This window comes from Zoogloea dura (genome assembly GCF_012927165.1).
Lineage (GTDB): Bacteria > Pseudomonadota > Gammaproteobacteria > Burkholderiales > Rhodocyclaceae > Zoogloea > Zoogloea dura.
Map to the genome: position 1 here is coordinate 64308 of NZ_JABBGA010000024.1, position 17512 is coordinate 81819.

A 17512-nucleotide genomic window follows, 5' to 3' on the forward strand; every position below is an offset into this window, starting at 1 on the left:
TGTGTCTCCTTTCTGAGGTGGGCAACAAAACAAGGTCAATTGAAGCTTCTGAGCACGGCCCGCACCGGGCTGGCATCGAGGCCAGACAGCCGGAGCGGCAGGGCGATGAGTTCGTAGTCGCCCTCCGGCACCGCGTCGAGCAACAGGTTTTCGAGGATCGCCATGCCGGCCCTGGCAACGGCGTGATGGGCGGGCAGCGTCTTGCTGTCGGCCGGATCGAGCGAGGGGCTGTCGACGCCGATCAGGCGCACGCCCTGCCCGCCCAGCCAGTCGATGGCGGCGGCCGACAGGGCCCGGAACGCCGGGTCCCAGCGGGTGGTGGGAGAGCGCAGCCAGGTCCGCAGCAGGATGCGTTCGGGCAGCGGCCCGGGGAGACGGGCCAGCGCGGCCTGCAATTCTTCCGCCCCGAGCGCTCCACCGCCCAGGCAGTGGATCAGGCGGCAGGGGCCGAGGTAGGGCTCAAGGGGCGTATCACCAATCGCCATGCCTCCGGCGAGGTAATGGAGCGGCGCGTCGGCATGCGCGCCGGCGTGGGTCGACAGCGCAATGCGGCTGACGTTGACCGGGCAGCTGTGCTCGAGGCGCCACACGCGATATGCCTGGAAGGGGGTGTCGCCAGGCCAGACTGGCATGCCGGTATGGAGCGGCGGGCTGATGTCGTAGAGCATTTTTCGGCTTCGCTTGGGGAAGAGTACGAAATCATCGTATCACCCGGGCAAACCGGAAAAATTGCAATAACAGTGGCCAAATAAACGGGTTTTGAAAGTTAATTCCCATCTTCAAGCCAAAATAGGAATTAAATTGCGAAACCCTCAAACATCCCGGACCACCCGGGATATTGCGCCGCAACACCCTTGGGAAGGACCCTGCCTGCCTGCCCCACCACGTAAAAAGGCCCCGCCCTTGCGGGCGAGGCCTTTCGGTCGGGCGGTACGGGATCAGCCGTTGGCCGAAATCAGGGCCGAGACGCGGATCAGGCGGGTTTCGGGGACTTCCGAGTTGGCCACCACCTTGAGGGTGGGCACCGCCCGGCGCAGGAAGCGGGACAGCAGCCAGCGCAGCGGCGCCGGCACCAGCAGGACCGGCGGCAGGCCGGTGTCTTCCATGCGCATGGCCGCAGCGGCAGTCTCGCGCAGCAGGGTGTCGGCCAGGCCCGGCTCGATGGCCCCGCCTTCCGGCCCGCCACCGGCCATGGCCTGCATGAGGACACGCTCGAGCCCCGGGTCGAGGGCCATGACCTGGACCTCGCCATTGCCCGGGAAGAGCCCCTGCACGATGGCCCGGCCCAAGGCCTGACGCACCCGCGTGGTGAGCTCCAGGGGGTCCTGCACCCGCGGAGCATGTTCGGCCAACACCTCGATGATGGTGCGCATGTCGCGGATATTGACGCCCTCGTCGAGGAGGTTCTGCAGCACCCGCTGCACCGAGGCCAGGGGCAGCAGCTTGGGCACCAGGTCTTCCACCAGCTTGGGGGTTTCCTTCGAGATGTGGTCGAGCAGGGCCTGGGTCTCGATGCGGCCGAGCAACTCCGACGCATGGCTGAGGATCAGGTGGTTCAGGTGAGTCGCCACCACGGTGCTGGCATCCACCACGGTGTAGCCAAGGGCATGGGCCTGCTCCCGCTGGGAGCCGTCGATCCATACCGCCGGCAGGCCAAAGGCGGGGTCGGTGGTGTCGCGGCCGTTGAGCGGCCCCGACACCCGGCCCGGGTTGATCGCCATGAACTGCCCGGGGAAGGCGCTGCCGACGCCAATCTCGACGCCCTTCAGGACGATCCGGTAGGCGTTCGGCTTGAGTTCCAGGTTGTCCCGGATGTGTACCGGGGCCGCCAGGAAGCCGATATCGCGGGCGAACTTCTTGCGCAGGCCGCGGATGCGCTTGAGCAGCTCGCCATCCTGGCCCTTGTCCACCATCGGAATCAGGCGGTAACCCACCTCCAGGCCCAGGACGTCGACAGGGGTCACGTCCGACCAGCTGGCCTCTTGGCTCTCTGCCGGCATCACCGGCGCCGCGGCTGGCGCGGCCGTGCCGGCCTCTTCTTCTGCCACCGGGCGCACGCCCCCTCGCCACGCCAGGTAGCCGAGGGCGGCCGCGATCAGCAGAAACACGAAGTTGGGCATGCCCGGGATCAACCCAAGGACGCCGAGGATGGCCGCGGTGAGGATGAGGACCTGGGGATTCGAGAAGACCTGGCCGATGACCTGGGAGCCCATGTCCCCTTCGTCACCAACCCGGGATACCACCAGGCCTGCCGCCACGGAGATGATCAGGGCCGGCAGCTGGGCGACCAGACCATCGCCGATGGTGAGCAGGGTGTAGTTGGTGGCCGCCTGGCCAACCTCCATGTTGTGCTGCAGTACCCCGACGATCAGCCCGCCGATGACGTTGATGCCGAGAATCAGGATGCCGGCCACGGCGTCACCGCGCACGAACTTGGAGGCACCGTCCATGGCGCCGTAGAAGTCGGCCTCCTGGGAGGTTTCGGCACGCCGCCGCTTGGCTTCCTTCTCATCGATCAGGCCGGCGTTTAGGTCGGCGTCGATGGCCATCTGCTTGCCCGGCATGGCATCCAGGGTGAAGCGGGCGCCCACTTCGGCGATCCGCCCGGCGCCCTTGGTGATCACCACGAAGTTGATCACCGTGAGAATGATGAAGACCACCAGGCCGACGGCCGTATTGCCCCCCACCAGGAAGTGGCCGAAGGCCTCGATGACCTTGCCGGCCGCGTCGGGCCCGGTATGCCCCTCCAGCAGCACGATCCGCGTGGACGCCACGTTGAGGGACAGGCGCAGCAGGGTGGTGACCAGCAGCACGGTCGGAAAGACCGAGAAATCCAGCGGCCTCTTCGTGTACATCGCCACCAGCATCACCATCACCGACACGGCGATGTTGAAGGTGAACATCAGGTCGAGCGCGAAGGCCGGCAGGGGCAGCACCATCATCGCCAGGATCAGCACGATGAGGAGCGGCCCGGCCAGTTGCCGGATGTTGCCCAGGGAGAAGAGCGCGCGGAGGTTCAGGCTACCGTTCATGGTTGCCATGGTCCTCCTTCGGAGCGCCTCAGGAAGGCCGGAAGAAACAGGGATTTACCGCCCAATTCGGCGGTCGATCAGCGGGTTGCGTCCGGATCCCCGACAGCGGGATCGAGGCCGGGCGGCACGGCGAGGCCGGCCGGCTGCTCGGGGGGCATCCCGCCCTCTGCGATCCAGTGGTTGAGCTGGAAGACCCAGGCCATCACCTCGGCAACCACGGTGTAGAGGGCTGCGGGAATCTGCTGGTCCAGCTCACAGTTGGCGTACAGCGCCCGGGCCAGGGGGGGCGCCTCGAGGATGGGTACGCCGTTCTCCTTGGCAAGCTCACGGATGCTCTGGGCCACGAGGTCCATACCCTTGGCGACCACTACCGGGGCGCCGGACTTTTCCGGATCGTACTTGAGGGCCACGGCGTAGTGAGTCGGGTTGGTCACCACCACATCGGCCTGCGGCACCTGCGTCATCATGCGCCGCCGCGACATCTCCCGCTGGGCTGCACGGATGCGTGCCTTGATCTGTGGATCGCCTTCCTGCTCCTTGCTTTCCTTGCGCACCTCTTCCTTGCTCATGCGCAGCTTGCGGTGGTATTCCCATAGCTGGTAGGGCACATCGATGGCGGCAAGCAGGGCCAGGCTGCAGGTGATGAGCAGGGTGGCAAAGAGCACCAGGCTGGCAAATTCGTCCATGCTCGCCTCGAGGGGCTGCAGCATCAAGCCGAAGAGGTGGTCGCGCTCCCGCCACACCACCCAGGTGCCGACGCTCCCCACCACGGCGGCCTTGAGGGTCGCCTTGACCAGTTCGGCCAGGCCATGGGTGGAAAACATGCGCCCCAATCCCTGCATCGGATTGAGCCGACTCAGGTCGAAGCGGAGAATATTGCTTGAGAATACCCATCCCCCCATCACGAAAGGGGAGACAAAGGTTGCCGCCACCAGGGCAAGCAGCAGAGGCGCGACTGTCAGCAAACCCTCCATCGCCACGTCGTACAGGGCAATGAGCATGCCCGTCACATCGAAGACCTGGACCCGCTCGAAGCTGAGCCCGGTACGCAGCATGTGCATCAGGCGGTGCCCCCCCCAACGGCCGAGTACGTAGAGCGCAGCCACTCCGACGACCAGCACGATGAAGGTCGCAAGCTCCCTGGACTGGGGAACCTGCCCTTCTTCCCTCGCCTGCTCAAGGCGTCGGCCTGAGGCTGGTTCGGTTTTCTCGAGGTCGCTGTCGTCGGCCACGAAAGGCTAACCGGTAGTTGTGACGGCGGAAGGATACGCCCGTCCGCCCGGATGGAGGAGACGGAACAGGAGGCGTTTGGCGGGGCTATTCCGCAGCGCCGCCCCGATCAGCGCGGCCAGGGCCGGGAGGCTACGAAGCTCTTGATGCTGGCGATCTCGCGTTGCAGGTCGGCCAGCTGGACGGACAGCAGGGACAGATGATCGCCAACCTGCCCCATGATGTCGCGGCAGGCCTGCACCGGCGTGCCGGCCAGCACGCGGGCGGCGTCGATGCTTTCCTGGAGTTCGGACAGGGTGGATGCCTGGTCGGGATGCTGGGCGATGAAGCTGCGCAAGGTCCGCTCGCGCAGCTGGAAATAGGCTTTCGGATCGCTCTCTGCGAGATGCCGCCAGTACTCGAAATCGAAACTGCCCATCAGAGCCCTCCTTCCGCCGATTCGAGTCCGGCGACGGGAGGCGCGCGGACAGACAGTCAGGAATCCATCCTAACCGTCCGCCGCTTCCGTGGGCGCGTTTTAAGTCACACCAACCTGTTTCAGTGTGTGACCTGAACGCGGGGGGCCTTCAGCTTCAAGCGGCCAGCGCGGGCACGTCCATGGCCGCCAGCAGGGCCCGCCGGGACACGCCGCCGCGGCTGTCGCCCAGCGCGCCGAGCAGCTCCTTCATGTCGAGGATCAGCACGATCTGGCCATTGGACAGAGTGGTCACGCCGGCAACGCCCTTCGGGCGGAAATCGTCGAGGGACTTGATCACCGCGTCTTCGCGACCGGCAAAGCTGTCGATGGCAAGGATGAAGCTCTGCTCCGCGCTCTGCATGAGTACGCCGTACTCCGGCGTCTGCACCGGATCCCAGCCCAGCAGGGACGACAGGGGCATGATCGGCAGGACTTCGCCGCGCACCACCATGGTCGCCCGCCCGCCCACTTCCTGAACCTCGGCCGGCTCGATCGGCAGGATTTCGCGGACCATGGAGAGCGGCACCGCAAAGGGCTGCTCGCCCAGCCGCACCAGCAGGACCGGCAGGATCGCCAGGGTCAGCGGCAGACTGATGATGAAGGTGGTGCCCTTGCCCATGCTGGAACGGATCTCGATGGAGCCGTTCAGCTTCTGGATGTTGGTGCGCACCACGTCCATGCCCACGCCGCGGCCGGACACGTCGGAGATCTGGCTGGCCATGGAGAAGCCTGGCAGGAACACCAGGTTGAAGCTCTGGCGTTCGTCCATGGTGTTGGCTTCCTCATCGGTGATGAGGCCCTTCTCGACCGCCTTGGCGCGCAGGCGCTCGGCATTCATGCCACGGCCGTCGTCGGCCACCAGGATGACGATGTGGTCACCCTCCTGGCGGGCCTCAAGGCGCACGTTGGACTTCTCGGGCTTGCCGTTGGCGAGGCGCTCCTGAGTCTCCTCGACGCCGTGGTCAACCGCGTTGCGGATGAGGTGGATGATGGGATCGGAGAGATCCTCGATCATGGTCTTGTCGATCTCGGTCTCCTCGCCGGAGAGCACCAGCTCCACATCCTTGCCCAGGTTGCGGGCCAGGTCGCGGGCGATCCGCGGGTATTTCTGGAAGAGGCGGCCGATCGGCTGCATGCGGGTCTTCATGACCGCGTTCTGCAGGTCGGAGACCAGCAGGTCGAGCTGGCTCACCGCCAGATCAAGGGCGTGCAGGGTCTCAGTGTCGTTACGGCCATTCAGGATGTCGCTGCGCAGGGCGTTCAGCCGGTTCTTGGTGAGGCCGATTTCGCCGGACAGGTTGAGCACCTGGTCGAGCCGGGCGGTATCCACGCGGATGGAGTTGTCGCGCTGCTTCTCGCTGTCACGCCGGCCAACCGGGCCGGAGGCACCCGGTTTGTCGGTGACACGCCGGCCGACCGCGGCCTTGATGATCTGCTCGGGCGATTTATGCGCCAGCTCGTCATCGGATTGATGCATGACCACCGGTGCAGACGGCACTCCGGCCGGCGTAGGTGCTGCCACGGCAGTGCCGGTCACCGTCTCGAACAGGACATTCCAGTCCGGCTCCGTCGCCGAGGGCGCCACCGGAGCGGGAGCCGCGGCAACCGCACGCAGCGGCGCGGCAGCCCGGACAGGCTCCGGCGCAGGCTGGGCGGCGACTTCATGGGAGAGACTGCCGGCGATGGCGAGGCGGAGGTTCTCGATCAGATGCGGATCCGCAGCCCCCGGCTGCACGCCCTGCTCGAGGTAGCCGAACATGTCGCGCACGGCGCCAGTGGACGACAGGATCACGTCCATCACCTCAGGGGTGATCTCCAGCTCGCCGTTCCTCAGCTTGTCGAACAGGTTCTCAGTCAGGTGACAGAGAGTGACGAGTTCGGCCGCGTTCAGGAAGCCGGCGCCCCCTTTGATGGTGTGGAATCCGCGGAAGATGTCGTTGAGCAGGCCCGTGTCATTGGGCGCCCGCTCCAGATCCACCAGCTTGTTGTCGACACCCGACAGGAGATCTCCCGCCTCTACGAGGAAGTCCTGAAGGAGGTCTTCCATCCCCGAAAAATCGCTCATTGCATTCGCTCCTTGCGGGATAGCCCGCTACCGGCCGGGTCAGAAACCCAGGCTTTCCAGCAGGTCGTCCACCTGTTCCTGGCTGGACACAACGTCGTCTCGTCCCACCGCATTGATCACCGGCCCGTTCATCAGGGTGTCCGGCGCTTCTGCCTTGCGCTCGGCGGGCATGGCCTCGATGAGCACCTGCAGCAACTGCTTCTCCAGGCCCTGGGCCAGATCGACCACTTTCTTGATGACCTGGCCGGTCAGATCCTGGAAATCCTGGGCCATCATGATTTCCATCAGCTGGGCGCCGGTTTCCCGGCTCCCCTGCGCGACCTCACCGAGGAAACCGCGGGTCTCCCCTGCCAGCACGCGGAACTCTTCCGGCGTCATCTGGTTGGCGTAGAGCCTGTCCCAGCGGGCCTGCAGGGCGCGGGCGCCGGTCTCGGTGCGGTCCTGGATGGGCTTGGCGATGTCGGTGGCGTTGAGCACCTTGCTCGCCGCTTGCTCGGTCATCTCGGCGATGTAGGTGAGGCGCTGGCGCGCATCCGGGATCGCGTGGGCGGCCTCCTGCAGGCTGCGGTCGTAGCCGAGCTCGCGAAGGGTGTCGTGAAGTTGCCGGGTCATTACGCCGATCCGGTTGAAAACCTTGTCGCAGCTATGCGCGGGCACCTCGGCCTCGCCCGCGTCAGAGGTCTCGTACTCGCTTGCCACCGTGTCGAAGAGGGCTTGCAGTTCGTCATCGTCACCGCCCGCCGAGGCCTTCGGGGAGACCACTTCCAGATGCGGCTGCGCTGCAACGGCGGGGGTTCCAGAGATGCTGTCGAACAGGGCCTGCAGGTCGTCGCTGTCGCCCGATTCATCAAATTTGAGACGTTTTGCCATGATGGAGCTCCGTCTTGGTCGGCAGCCGTCAGGCAGCCTTCTTGCCCATCTTTTCGAAAATCTTTTCGAGCTTCTCGGACAGGGTCGCCGCGGTGAAGGGCTTCACGATGTAGCCGCTCGCACCGGCCTGCGCGGCGGCGATGATGTTCTCCTTCTTGGCCTCCGCCGTGATCATCAGCACCGGCAGATGCTTCAGCGAGGGCGTCGCGCGGATGTTCTGGAGCAGGGTCAGGCCGTCCATGTTCGGCATGTTCCAGTCCGTCACGACGAAATCGAAGGGCAGGGAATTGAGTTTCTGCAATGCGATCTGCCCGTCTTCGGCCTCATCCACGTTGGTGAAGCCGAGCTCCTTGAGCAGGTTGCGGACGATTCGCCGCATGGTCGAAAAGTCGTCAACAACAAGAAATTTCATTTTGGGGTCCGACATGTTTTAGATCTCCGTTCAATCCCGGTAGGCCCGCATGAGCAGGGGGCGCAGGGTATCCGCCAGGACATCGGCATCAAACTTCGCGACATAGGAGTCGACGCCGACACTCTTGCCCATCGCCCGGTTGGCTTCCGACGACAGGGATGAATGCATGACGACGGGAATGCCCTCGAAACGGGCATCCGCCTTGATGTTGCGGGTGAGGACGTAGCCGTCCATCTCCGGCATTTCCGCATCGACCAAGATGAGGCTGAGTTCTTCGCGCAGGGGGATGCCCCGTTGCTGCGCGTGGTTGGCCATGCCTTCGAGCCGGGTCCATGCTTCCAGGCCGTTGAGGGCATGCTTGTGTCGGACGCCGAGCTTGTCAAGGGTTTCGGCAATCTTCTTGCGCGCCACGGCTGAATCATCGACGAAGAAGAGATTGACGTCGTGCCCGCCCTCAAGGGGGTGGATCTGGCCGACAACGGCTTCGCCGAAGGTGCTGGCCAGGATCGTTTCCACATCGAGGATGGAAACCAGCTTGCCGTCCTGCAGCTCGGTGATCGCAGTGATGAAATGATGGGCGCCGGAGGTCACGTTGTCCGGGGCGCGCACCTTGTCCCATTCGACCCGGATGATCCGGTCTACTTCATGGACCAGGAAGCCCAGGGTGCGCTTGCTGTACTCAGTGACCATCATCGAGCCACCAAGGGGGTCGCTGGGAGACGCGATACCCATCACCTTGGCCAGAGCCAGCACCGGGATGACGTTGCCGCGCAGGGAGATCAGGCCCTCCACGCCATTCGGCATGTTGGGAGCCTTGGTGATGAAGGGGGTCCGGGACACTTCACGGACCTTGAACACATTGATCCCGAATATCTCCTGGGTCCCCAGGGAGAACAGCAGGATTTCCATCCGGTTGGAGCCCGCCAGCTTGGTACGGGCATCGACGGCTTCGAGGAGCCCGCGATCGACATGATCCATGTTCATCATGATCCTCTGTACTCAGGCAGTCTTGGCGGCTGCCGCGCGCTGGGTGATCAGGCGACGCAGCACTTCTGCCAGGCGCTGGGGTTCGAATTTGGCCACGTACTCGTCCACACCGACAGAACGGCCAAGCTGCTGGTTCGACATGCCGGACAGGGAGGAGTGCATGATCACCGGGATCCCCTCGAAACGGGGATCGGACTTGATCTTCTTGGTGAGGATATAGCCATCCATCTCGGGCATTTCCACATCGGTGAGGATCAGGGACACCAGATCCTTGACCTTGCGCCCGGAGGACATGGCATAGGACGCAAGCTTCTCCAGCTCGTCCCAGGCGGCCCGGCCATTTACGGTGCCGACGTAGCGCACGCCCAGCACGTCGAGGGTCCGCTCGATCTGCTTGCGGGCAACCGACGAATCATCGGCAAAATACACCGTGAGCGGCTCCTCCACGGTGATCGGCTCGATACCCTTGAACAGGAATTCGTCGTCGTAACGGGTGGTTTCGGACAGGACCTTTTCCACATCAAGGAGCATCACCAACTTGGGGCCGGGCAACTCGGTGACCGCCGTGACCAGGCCGCCGAGGTTGGCGGTCAGCATGTCGGGCGGGACCCGCATCTGGGACCAGTCGAGCCGCAGGATGGTATCCACGGCCTCGACCAGGAAACCCTGAGTGTGCCCGTTGTACTCGGTCACGATCATGATGTCGCGGGGGCTGTCGGACCCCATGCCTGCGTACTTGGCCAGATCCACCACGGGCACCAGCACACCACGCAGACTCACCATCCCCTCGACGGACGACGGCATTTCGGGTGCCGCGGTGATCGGCGGCGTACGCATGACCTCACGCACCTTGAAGACATTGATCCCGAAGGTCTCCCTGCGCCCGGTACGGGGATCGAGCCCCAGGGTGAACAGAAGAATCTCCAGTTTGTTGGTACCCGCCAGCCGGGTACGCGCATCGATGTTCTTGAGAAGTTCGGACATGCTCAATCTCCGTCTCGGACCCCTGCCGACCCAATGGCGCAGGTTCCGATCTGCAAGCAATATCGGCGGGGGACAAACAATCTTGAGGCTTTGAAAGTGGCCGGAAGCAGGTACTTCCACCCATCAAAAGGCCCGCGCAGCGGCGGGCCCGGCAATACTCGCAGGCTACCCGGCTCAGGCCCGGTAGCCGATCCGGAAGCCGCCCCAGTGGCGCCCGTTCACATAAACCGGGGCCGAGATGTCATGCATGATCTCTCCTGTATCCCGCCGATAGGTCTGGATCAGGAAGGGCATTTCATGCCGGCCACACTGCTTGCCGACCGGATCGTCGAAGATGCGCTTGCCGCGGTTGCCGACGAAATCCTTGTCGTAGTCACCGGTCAGCGGCTGAGAAAAGCGTTTGTTGTGGGTCGGCACATAGCCGTTTCGGTCGGTCGCGATGGCATAGACCATCTCGGCATTGCTGTCGAGCAGGCGCTCCTGCAGGATGGGCAGGATGCGATCCGCCAGTGTGTCAAAGCGGGTGCTGTACTTTTGCGGCCGGGTGTTGCCGATGGGGCGGTAGGACTCGTCGAACAGATCCTCCTCCCGGACCTGGCCGGACCCCACCGCCTGCTCCAGCAGCATGCCCACCTGACGCGCCGCCTCCCGCACCTGCTCGGGCATCTTCTTGTGCGCCACCATGGCCCGCTCTCCCTCGGCGCCCAGTTTGAAGACCCGGCTGATCTCCTTGAGGTTGGCGGCCAGGCCACTCAGGCTGTCGGCCTCCTCCAGGGTTTCCCGGGCACCGGTCGAATTGCGCCCGACCATGTCCATGATCTGCCGGACATGGCCGACGATCTGCTCGGCCTCCCGGCTGTGGGCATTGATGGCCGCCGCGATGGCATCGACCTTCTCCATCGTCCCCTGGGCCCCTTCATTGATCTGCTGCAGGGAGCCCGCAGCCCTTTGCGCAAGGGCTGCGCCCGAGCGGGCCTGGGCACTGCCGGCATCAATGGAAGCAATGGCACTCCGGGTTTCATGCTGGATCGCGGAGATCATCGTGCCGATCTCCGTCGTTGCCGATGAAGTACGCTCGGCAAGCTTGCGCACCTCATCGGCAACGACGGCAAAACCGCGCCCCTGCTCCCCCGCCCGCGCCGCCTCGATGGCCGCGTTGAGTGCCAGCAGGTTGGTCTGATCGGCAATTTCGCGGATCACCCTGACGATGCCGCTGATCGCCTCGGAGCGCTCGCCAAGGGCGGAAATCACTCGGGCCGACTGTTCGACCGAGAGGGCGATCTGCTCGATTTCCAGGGATGCGCTCTCGACGATCTCGGCGCCCTTCACCGACAGCTCTTTCGCCGTCTGAGCGTTCACCGCAGTCTGACTTGCGTGATCGGCCACCGCATTGACGCCCGAGGTCATCTGCTCGATAGCCAGCACCATGCTTTCCGCTGCGGCCTGCTGGCTACCGGACCCATCGACCACCCGTCCCGCGTGACCCGACAGCATGCCAGCAGCCTCATGGACCCGCTGGGCATCGAAGATCACCTTGCCCATGATCCCCTGGAAACTCGCGATCAGCTCATTGAAGACCGACTCGACCTCGCCGGTGGTGCCACTCGACACCACGGCCCGCCGGGACAGGTCTCCATCCCTGTGCATGGCCCGGATGGTGTCCCGCAACTCATGCAGCGGCTGGACGAACAGGATACGCGCGGCAAAATGGCCAATCAGGCCGATGATCACACCAAGAGCTGCACAGACGCCGGCAAAGGCAAAGGAAAACGACAAGCCGAAAGCCAGCCCGGCGCCAAGTGCGCCACCTGCCGCGAGAAGGGCGGTCACCAACGAAACGAGATGGACATGCATTTGCAGGAGAACCCGGAAAATGTAAGGGCCAGGCCGATCAGGCCAAACCCGGGACCGGGCCCCACACCCGGCGCCACCCTTGCAGGCCGGTCAGCACCCGGGCCTGCATGTGTCGCGATGTCTATCGGCGGGGGAAAAACTAACTTTAGAGGTGGGGAGCAGGCAATTTAAACACTATTTCACACTCTCGGCCGTGCGCTCTGCGAGGCGGAACAGCACATCCACTCGGTTGCCTGCCCCGCTGTAGCGCACTTCGTCGCAGACTTGGAGCAGCAACGGTATGCCACGCCCATGACCTTTCACGAGATCCTCTCCCGTCGGCTCTGCCATCGCCGCCCGGACCTGCTTTTCATGGTTGAAGCCCGGCCCGGTATCTGAACAGCCGATATGCAGCACGGGGGGCTGCGCCGGATTCTGCCGGAGAATCAGTTCGAATTCGATCGCACCGATGGCGAGGCGGTCGAGCCGGCTCGCCCGCTCCTCCAGGAACACGTCCATCCCCTCGACCCCCGCCTTCAGGGACGACGGCAGGCGCAGCAGACCATGATCGAGGGCGTTGTTGAACAGTTCGGACAGCACCAGGAACAGGCGCCCCGCGAACGGCCGTACCCCTTCAAACTGCTCAATCACGCCGAGCACCAGCGGCACCGCATCGAGCCGCTTCAGATCCGCCGCACCCAGGCGCAGGACAAAGCGCCAGTCACTGGCAAAGGGGGCCGCCGCCGACTCGCCGTGAGGCGACGCGGGCAGCGGCTGGGGGGCATCGGTGAGCGCGATCTGCGCGATCGAGATATCGTCCCGTGGGGGCTTGCCTCCGGTGAGGCGCAGAACGCACTCGGTGAGATGCGGCAGGCGGCACTCCGGATCCTGACCGCGCAGGGCCACCCCCAGGCCTTCCACCCCCATCGCCCGCCCCTCATCGTCCTCAAGTTCGATGAGGCCGTCGGAAAAGAGCAGAAGATGATCGTGTGGACTCACCACATGGGTATCGACCGTCGCGTCGAACTCATCGTCGTCCACCACGCCCAGCGGGAAATGATGGTGGTTGAAATGCAGCCCGACCTCGCCGTCCGGACGAACCAGCAAGGGCCCCGGATTGCCGCCATTCCAGACGGTGACGTAACCCTCGCGGAAATTGACTGCCACGAGCGTCGCGGCAATGAACCGGTCGACGGGCAGCAGGGCCCGCACCCGGCTGTTGATCTCCCGGGCGATCGCATCGATGCCGAAGCCACGCTCGGTCATGCGGTAGAACGGGGCCGTCACTGGCAGGACATTGAGCGAGGCCGCCAGACCATGCCCGGCGCCGTCCGCAAGCAAGACATGCAGCACATTCGCCGGAGTCCGCGCAGCCGCGATCAAATCACCGCTAAATTCCGCCGCAGAGGCGATCCAGTGCGAGACCGCCGGATCGCCCAACGCCTCCCGGTTGATCAGGCGCTCCATCACGAAGCGCGCGAGACGCTGCTCTTCCTCCTGCAAGCTCCGGTAGCGGGCCAGTTCGCGATTGCGGGCCTCGGCCTGACGCTGCATCGACTTGAGGCGGAGAATGACCCCGAGCTTGGCCTGCAGCATCTGCCTGGAGGCAGGCTTGCAAAGATAGGCATCAGCCCCCGCTTCGAGCGCCCGCATCTGCGTCGCCTCGTCGAGGCTGCCCGTGAAGACCAAACTGGGAATCCAGACGCCGCCAGTACGGGCCCGAACGGTCTGGAGTAATTCGATCCCGTCCATGCCCGGCAAACCGACATCGGTCATGAGCACGTCGGGATGGGCCCGGGCAATGTGCGCCAAGGCTTCCTGCGCGGTGCCGACCCCAGCGACTCGATGCCCCAGGGCCAGCAGATCCCTTCTGATCAGGAAAAGATCATCGGGGTTGTCATCGACAACAAGGATGAAGAGGGATTCGCTATCGCTTCCCGGCACCGTCAGACGATCGGGAACAGCTTGCCGAAGTTGGCGATATCGAGAACCTGCCGAACACTTCCCTTGGCATTGGCCAGACAGACCGTCTTGCCCGAGCTCTTGGCCTTGTCGCGCAGCATCAGCAGCATGCCGAGGGCTGAACTGTCGAGATAGGCCACATTGCCCAGATCTACCGCCACCTCGGTCGTACCGGGGCTGCCAAGGGCGCGGTCGACCGCCTCCCTGAATTCCCGGTGGGAGTTGAAATCGAAACGCCCGGAGAGCTGAATCCTGGCCTGACTCTGCTGGGTGCTGACACTGGTATCCATGTATTGCCTCTGTTCTTGACTGACACTTGCGACTGAGCCGGACCTCTCCGGCCATGCCGCCCGACTATCCCTTGATGCCCCTGCCCGCCGGAGAACGCAGCCGGGCAACGACACGTTGTCCAATTTCCCTGAGCGGCGCGACCTCGTCGAGCGCGCCCACAACCGCGGCCTCTCGCGGCATTCCATAGACCACGCAGGACTCCTGATCCTGCCCGATGGTCCAGGCACCTGCCTGATGCATGGCGAGCATGCCCTGGGCGCCATCCTTGCCCATCCCGGTGAGGATGACACCTACCCCGTTGGCCCCGACCTGGCTGGCTGCCGAATGGAACAGCACATCCACCGCCGGACGATGCCGATTCACGGGCTCGCTCTGCGCCAGTTCGCACTGGTACCCACCCGGCACGCGCCGGACCGACAGGTGCGAATGCCCCGGAGCAAGATAAGCCGTCCCTGCCACGATCTTTTCGCCATGCGCCGCCTCCTTGACGCGCAATCGGCACAAACCGTCAAGGCGCTTTGCGAAAGACGCGGTGAACATTTCGGGCATGTGCTGAACCAGCAGAATGCCCGGCATTTGTTCAGGCAGCGAACATAGCACTTCCTTGATCGCCTCGGTGCCCCCGGTCGACGCACCGATCAACACGAGGCGTTCCTGAAGGGTACGCTCAGACAGCCCGGACGAGTTAGTTCCAATCACACCAAGAGGCTCTCGCAGCAAGGGTTTCGAGGCGTCCGCCCCTCTTGCAGAGACCCTTGGACGGGCACTGTAGGCGGCGCGTACCTTGTCACAAATTTCTACACGGTAAGCTTCTATTCCGGCCGTCGAATCCAGTCGGGGCTTGGCCACGAAATCCACGGCACCGAGCTCCAGGGCCTGCAACGTGGCTTCGGACCCTCGCTGAGTAAGGCTGGAAATCATCACCACCGGCATGGGGCGCAGCCGCATCAGGCGCGCCAGGAAATCGAGGCCATCCATGCGAGGCATTTCGATGTCCAGCGTCAGGACGTCGGGACTGAGCGTCTTGATCATCTCCCGGGCCGCAATCGGATCGGGTGCCGCCCCCACGACCTCAAGATCGGGAGCGGAATTTATGACTTCACTGAGGACTCCGCGCATCACCGCTGAATCATCGACAACGAGAACCTTTATGGCCATGCTTTGCTTCCAGTTCCAGACGGAGCGCAAGCACTCCATCAACCAAAGAGTTCAACGTCACCCTGCACATTGTCGCGTCGAAGTCGGGCTTCATATTCCCGCTCGCGGGCAATAAGCGTGTCATTTTTCACGCGGACCAGCTTTTTCATCATCACCCGTCCGCTGATCGGAAAGAAATAGACCTTCCTGGGATAGATGTCCAGCAAATCCTGAGCGACCACGGGTATGCGCTCGGTATTGAGGTAATCGAGCACGAAGTCCACGTTCTTCTCGCCGACCTGGGCCTGGCTGAGGCTGGCCAGGACCCGCCCGCCCCCGAAGACCTTGGCCTCCAGGCTACTCCGCCGGGCACCGAGCTTCAGGAGATGATTGAGCAACACTTCCATGGCATAGGCGCCATAGCGGGCAGAGGACGAAAGCACATTCGTTTCGCCCCCGTTGTCCGGGAGCATGAAATGGTTCATGCCTCCCAGCCCCTTGTCGCGATCGCGTACACAGGCGGTCACACATGACCCCAGCACCGTGACCAGCACAATGTCGGAGGTGGTCACGAAATACTCGCCCGGCAATACCTTGACGGCATCGCAGCCAAAAGTGCGGTCAAAATAACGATTTGTAGCCAGGTGCTCCAGGTAACCAGGCTCAGCGTGCACGTGCGTCCGTCCTTTCGTACACGGTACGGCCGAGGGAACGGAACAAGTCCGCCGCATGCAGGAAGCTCTCGGAGTGCCCGGCGAAGAGCAGGCCATCCTGCTTGAGCAGTGGCACGAAGCGCTTCAGGATTCCGTGCTGGGTCGGCTTGTCGAAATAGATCATCACGTTGCGGCAGAACATGGCGTCGAACGGCCCCTGCACGGCCCACACCTTGTCCAGCAGATTGATGCGCTTGAATTCGATCAGCCGCTGCAGTTCGGGGCGGACCCGGGCGTAGCCGTCCTGGGTGCCGGTTCCCTTCAGGAAGAAACGCTGCATGCGCTCGCGAGACAGGCGCTCCACGCGTTCAACGCCATACACGCCCTTCTGCGCGGTCGATAACACATTGGTATCGATGTCGGTCGCCACGATCTGCACCGGCGGCGTCAGCGTATTGAACGCCTCGCACGCGGTGATCGCCAGGCTGTAGGGCTCCTCTCCGGTCGAGGCGGCACTGCACCAGATGCGGAACGGGCTCCGCCCGCCATGGGACTTGAGCCGCTCCGCGAGAATCTCGAAGTGATGCGCCTCCCGGAAGAAAGAGGTGAGGTTGGTCGTCAGGCTGTTGACGAAGGTTTCCCACTCCTCGGGCTCCCGCTGGGCCCGGTCCAAATACTCGGCGAAAGTACGGTCCCCCCGGGCCCGCAGACGGCGAGCGAGGCGGCTGTAGACCATGTCCTGCTTGATCGGTGACAGGGAAATACCGGCGTGCTTGTAAATCAACTCCCGGACACGCTCGAAATCGCTGCTCGAAAACTGGAACTCCCTTTCCTGCATCGGCAGCGATGGGGCTCTTACCGCGGACAGTGCCGCGCGGGTATCGGCTATCGTGGCCCTTTTCGCAGGCGATGCCGTTGGCGCCGTCCGTGGAAAGGGTGAATTGATTTTATCTGTCATGGTTCAGTCAGCCCCTCGAGCTTAGAACTCTTCCCACTCGTCATCCAGGTCATTGGAGATTCCGCCAGCACGCCGGACCTTCGGCAGCGCATGTCCGCCCTTCTGCGGGGTACTGCGACCGGCCCTTTCAGGCAGGCGTGCGACGTTGTCGGGCACCACCGGCGCCGCGGTCACGGTAGCCCCATTACCGGCAGCGACACCCGCCGCACTCAGCCGGAACATGGCGACAGACCGGACCAGGCTGCGCGCCTGATCTTCCAGGCTCTCCGCCGCCGCCGCGGCTTCTTCCACCAGCGCCGCGTTCTGCTGCGTCACTTCGTCCATCTGGCCCACCGCATGCGTCACCTGCTCGATGCCGCTGCTCTGCTCCTGGCTCGCCTCCGCAATCTCCGTCACCAGCGACGACAGCTTCTGGAAGTTCGAGACCACTTCTTCCATCGTGTGGCCGGCTTCATTCACCAGCTTCGCGCCGTCCTCCACCTTGTCCACGCTGTCCGCTATCAGCGCCTTGATCTCCCGCGCGGCCTGCGCGCTGCGCTGCGCAAGGCTCCGTACCTCGCTCGCCACCACCGCGAAACCACGGCCCTGCTCACCCGCACGCGCTGCTTCCACCGCCGCGTTGAGCGCCAGGATGTTCGTCT

At 64.0% G+C, this 17512-nt stretch carries 16 protein-coding genes; all 16 read right to left on the reverse strand.

All coding sequences use genetic code 11. The features are described from left to right. Positions 1 to 35: 35 nt before the first annotated feature. A complete protein-coding gene (gene kynB, locus HHL15_RS21245) occupies positions 36 to 668 on the reverse strand; it encodes an arylformamidase (RefSeq protein ID WP_169147822.1) in 633 nt (210 codons plus the stop codon). 270 nt (positions 669 to 938) lie between these two features. Beyond that, positions 939 to 3032 carry a flagellar biosynthesis protein FlhA gene (gene flhA, locus HHL15_RS21250; protein ID WP_169147823.1) on the reverse strand — a complete coding sequence of 698 codons (2094 nt, stop codon included), beginning with the start codon at positions 3030 to 3032 and terminating at the stop codon, positions 939 to 941. A 77-nt stretch (positions 3033 to 3109) separates the two neighbouring features. Beyond that, on the reverse strand, positions 3110 to 4264 hold the full coding sequence (gene flhB, locus HHL15_RS21255; RefSeq protein WP_169147824.1) for a flagellar biosynthesis protein FlhB: 1155 nt from the start codon (positions 4262 to 4264) through the stop codon (positions 3110 to 3112). A gap of 107 nt (positions 4265 to 4371) precedes the next feature. Beyond that, positions 4372 to 4680, reverse strand: coding sequence for a DUF3135 domain-containing protein (locus tag HHL15_RS21260; protein ID WP_169147825.1), 309 nt, complete (start codon positions 4678 to 4680; stop codon positions 4372 to 4374). Between the two features lie 154 nt (positions 4681 to 4834). Next, entirely contained in the window at positions 4835 to 6784 is a 1950-nt protein-coding gene (locus HHL15_RS21265; RefSeq protein ID WP_206198900.1) for a chemotaxis protein CheA, read from the reverse strand. A 39-nt stretch (positions 6785 to 6823) separates the two neighbouring features. Continuing rightward, on the reverse strand, positions 6824 to 7654 hold the full coding sequence (cheZ, locus tag HHL15_RS21270; RefSeq protein ID WP_169147826.1) for a protein phosphatase CheZ: 831 nt from the start codon (positions 7652 to 7654) through the stop codon (positions 6824 to 6826). Between the two features lie 28 nt (positions 7655 to 7682). Next, complete coding sequence (gene cheY, locus HHL15_RS21275; protein WP_169147827.1) at positions 7683 to 8081, reverse strand: chemotaxis response regulator CheY; 399 nt, start codon at positions 8079 to 8081, stop codon at positions 7683 to 7685. Positions 8082 to 8096: 15 nt separating this feature from the next. Next, the gene (locus HHL15_RS21280; RefSeq protein ID WP_169147828.1) at positions 8097 to 9044 is read right to left on the reverse strand and encodes a chemotaxis protein; all 948 of its coding nucleotides are present in this window, start codon (positions 9042 to 9044) and stop codon (positions 8097 to 8099) included. A gap of 21 nt (positions 9045 to 9065) precedes the next feature. Further along, complete coding sequence (locus HHL15_RS21285; RefSeq protein ID WP_169147829.1) at positions 9066 to 10037, reverse strand: chemotaxis protein; 972 nt, start codon at positions 10035 to 10037, stop codon at positions 9066 to 9068. Positions 10038 to 10211: 174 nt separating this feature from the next. Beyond that, positions 10212 to 11867 (reverse strand): methyl-accepting chemotaxis protein, encoded by a 1656-nt coding sequence (locus HHL15_RS21290; protein ID WP_328825072.1) that lies wholly within the window; start codon positions 11865 to 11867, stop codon positions 10212 to 10214. 198 nt (positions 11868 to 12065) lie between these two features. After that, positions 12066 to 13814, reverse strand: a complete 1749-nt coding sequence (locus tag HHL15_RS21295) for an ATP-binding SpoIIE family protein phosphatase (protein WP_169147831.1) — start codon at positions 13812 to 13814, stop codon at positions 12066 to 12068. A gap of 2 nt (positions 13815 to 13816) precedes the next feature. Beyond that, positions 13817 to 14122, reverse strand: a complete 306-nt coding sequence (locus tag HHL15_RS21300) for an STAS domain-containing protein (RefSeq protein ID WP_169147832.1) — start codon at positions 14120 to 14122, stop codon at positions 13817 to 13819. A 64-nt stretch (positions 14123 to 14186) separates the two neighbouring features. Further along, on the reverse strand, positions 14187 to 15281 hold the full coding sequence (locus tag HHL15_RS21305) for a protein-glutamate methylesterase/protein-glutamine glutaminase (protein ID WP_169147833.1): 1095 nt from the start codon (positions 15279 to 15281) through the stop codon (positions 14187 to 14189). A gap of 38 nt (positions 15282 to 15319) precedes the next feature. After that, on the reverse strand, positions 15320 to 15934 hold the full coding sequence (gene cheD, locus HHL15_RS21310) for a chemoreceptor glutamine deamidase CheD (protein WP_328825073.1): 615 nt from the start codon (positions 15932 to 15934) through the stop codon (positions 15320 to 15322). Continuing rightward, positions 15924 to 16871, reverse strand: coding sequence for a CheR family methyltransferase (locus HHL15_RS21315; RefSeq protein WP_169147835.1), 948 nt, complete (start codon positions 16869 to 16871; stop codon positions 15924 to 15926). Before HHL15_RS21315 ends, cheD begins: the two co-directional genes overlap by 11 nt. A gap of 21 nt (positions 16872 to 16892) precedes the next feature. Further along, positions 16893 to 17512: methyl-accepting chemotaxis protein (locus HHL15_RS21320; RefSeq protein WP_235943561.1), on the reverse strand; the 620-nt coding region annotated here is incomplete at its 5' end.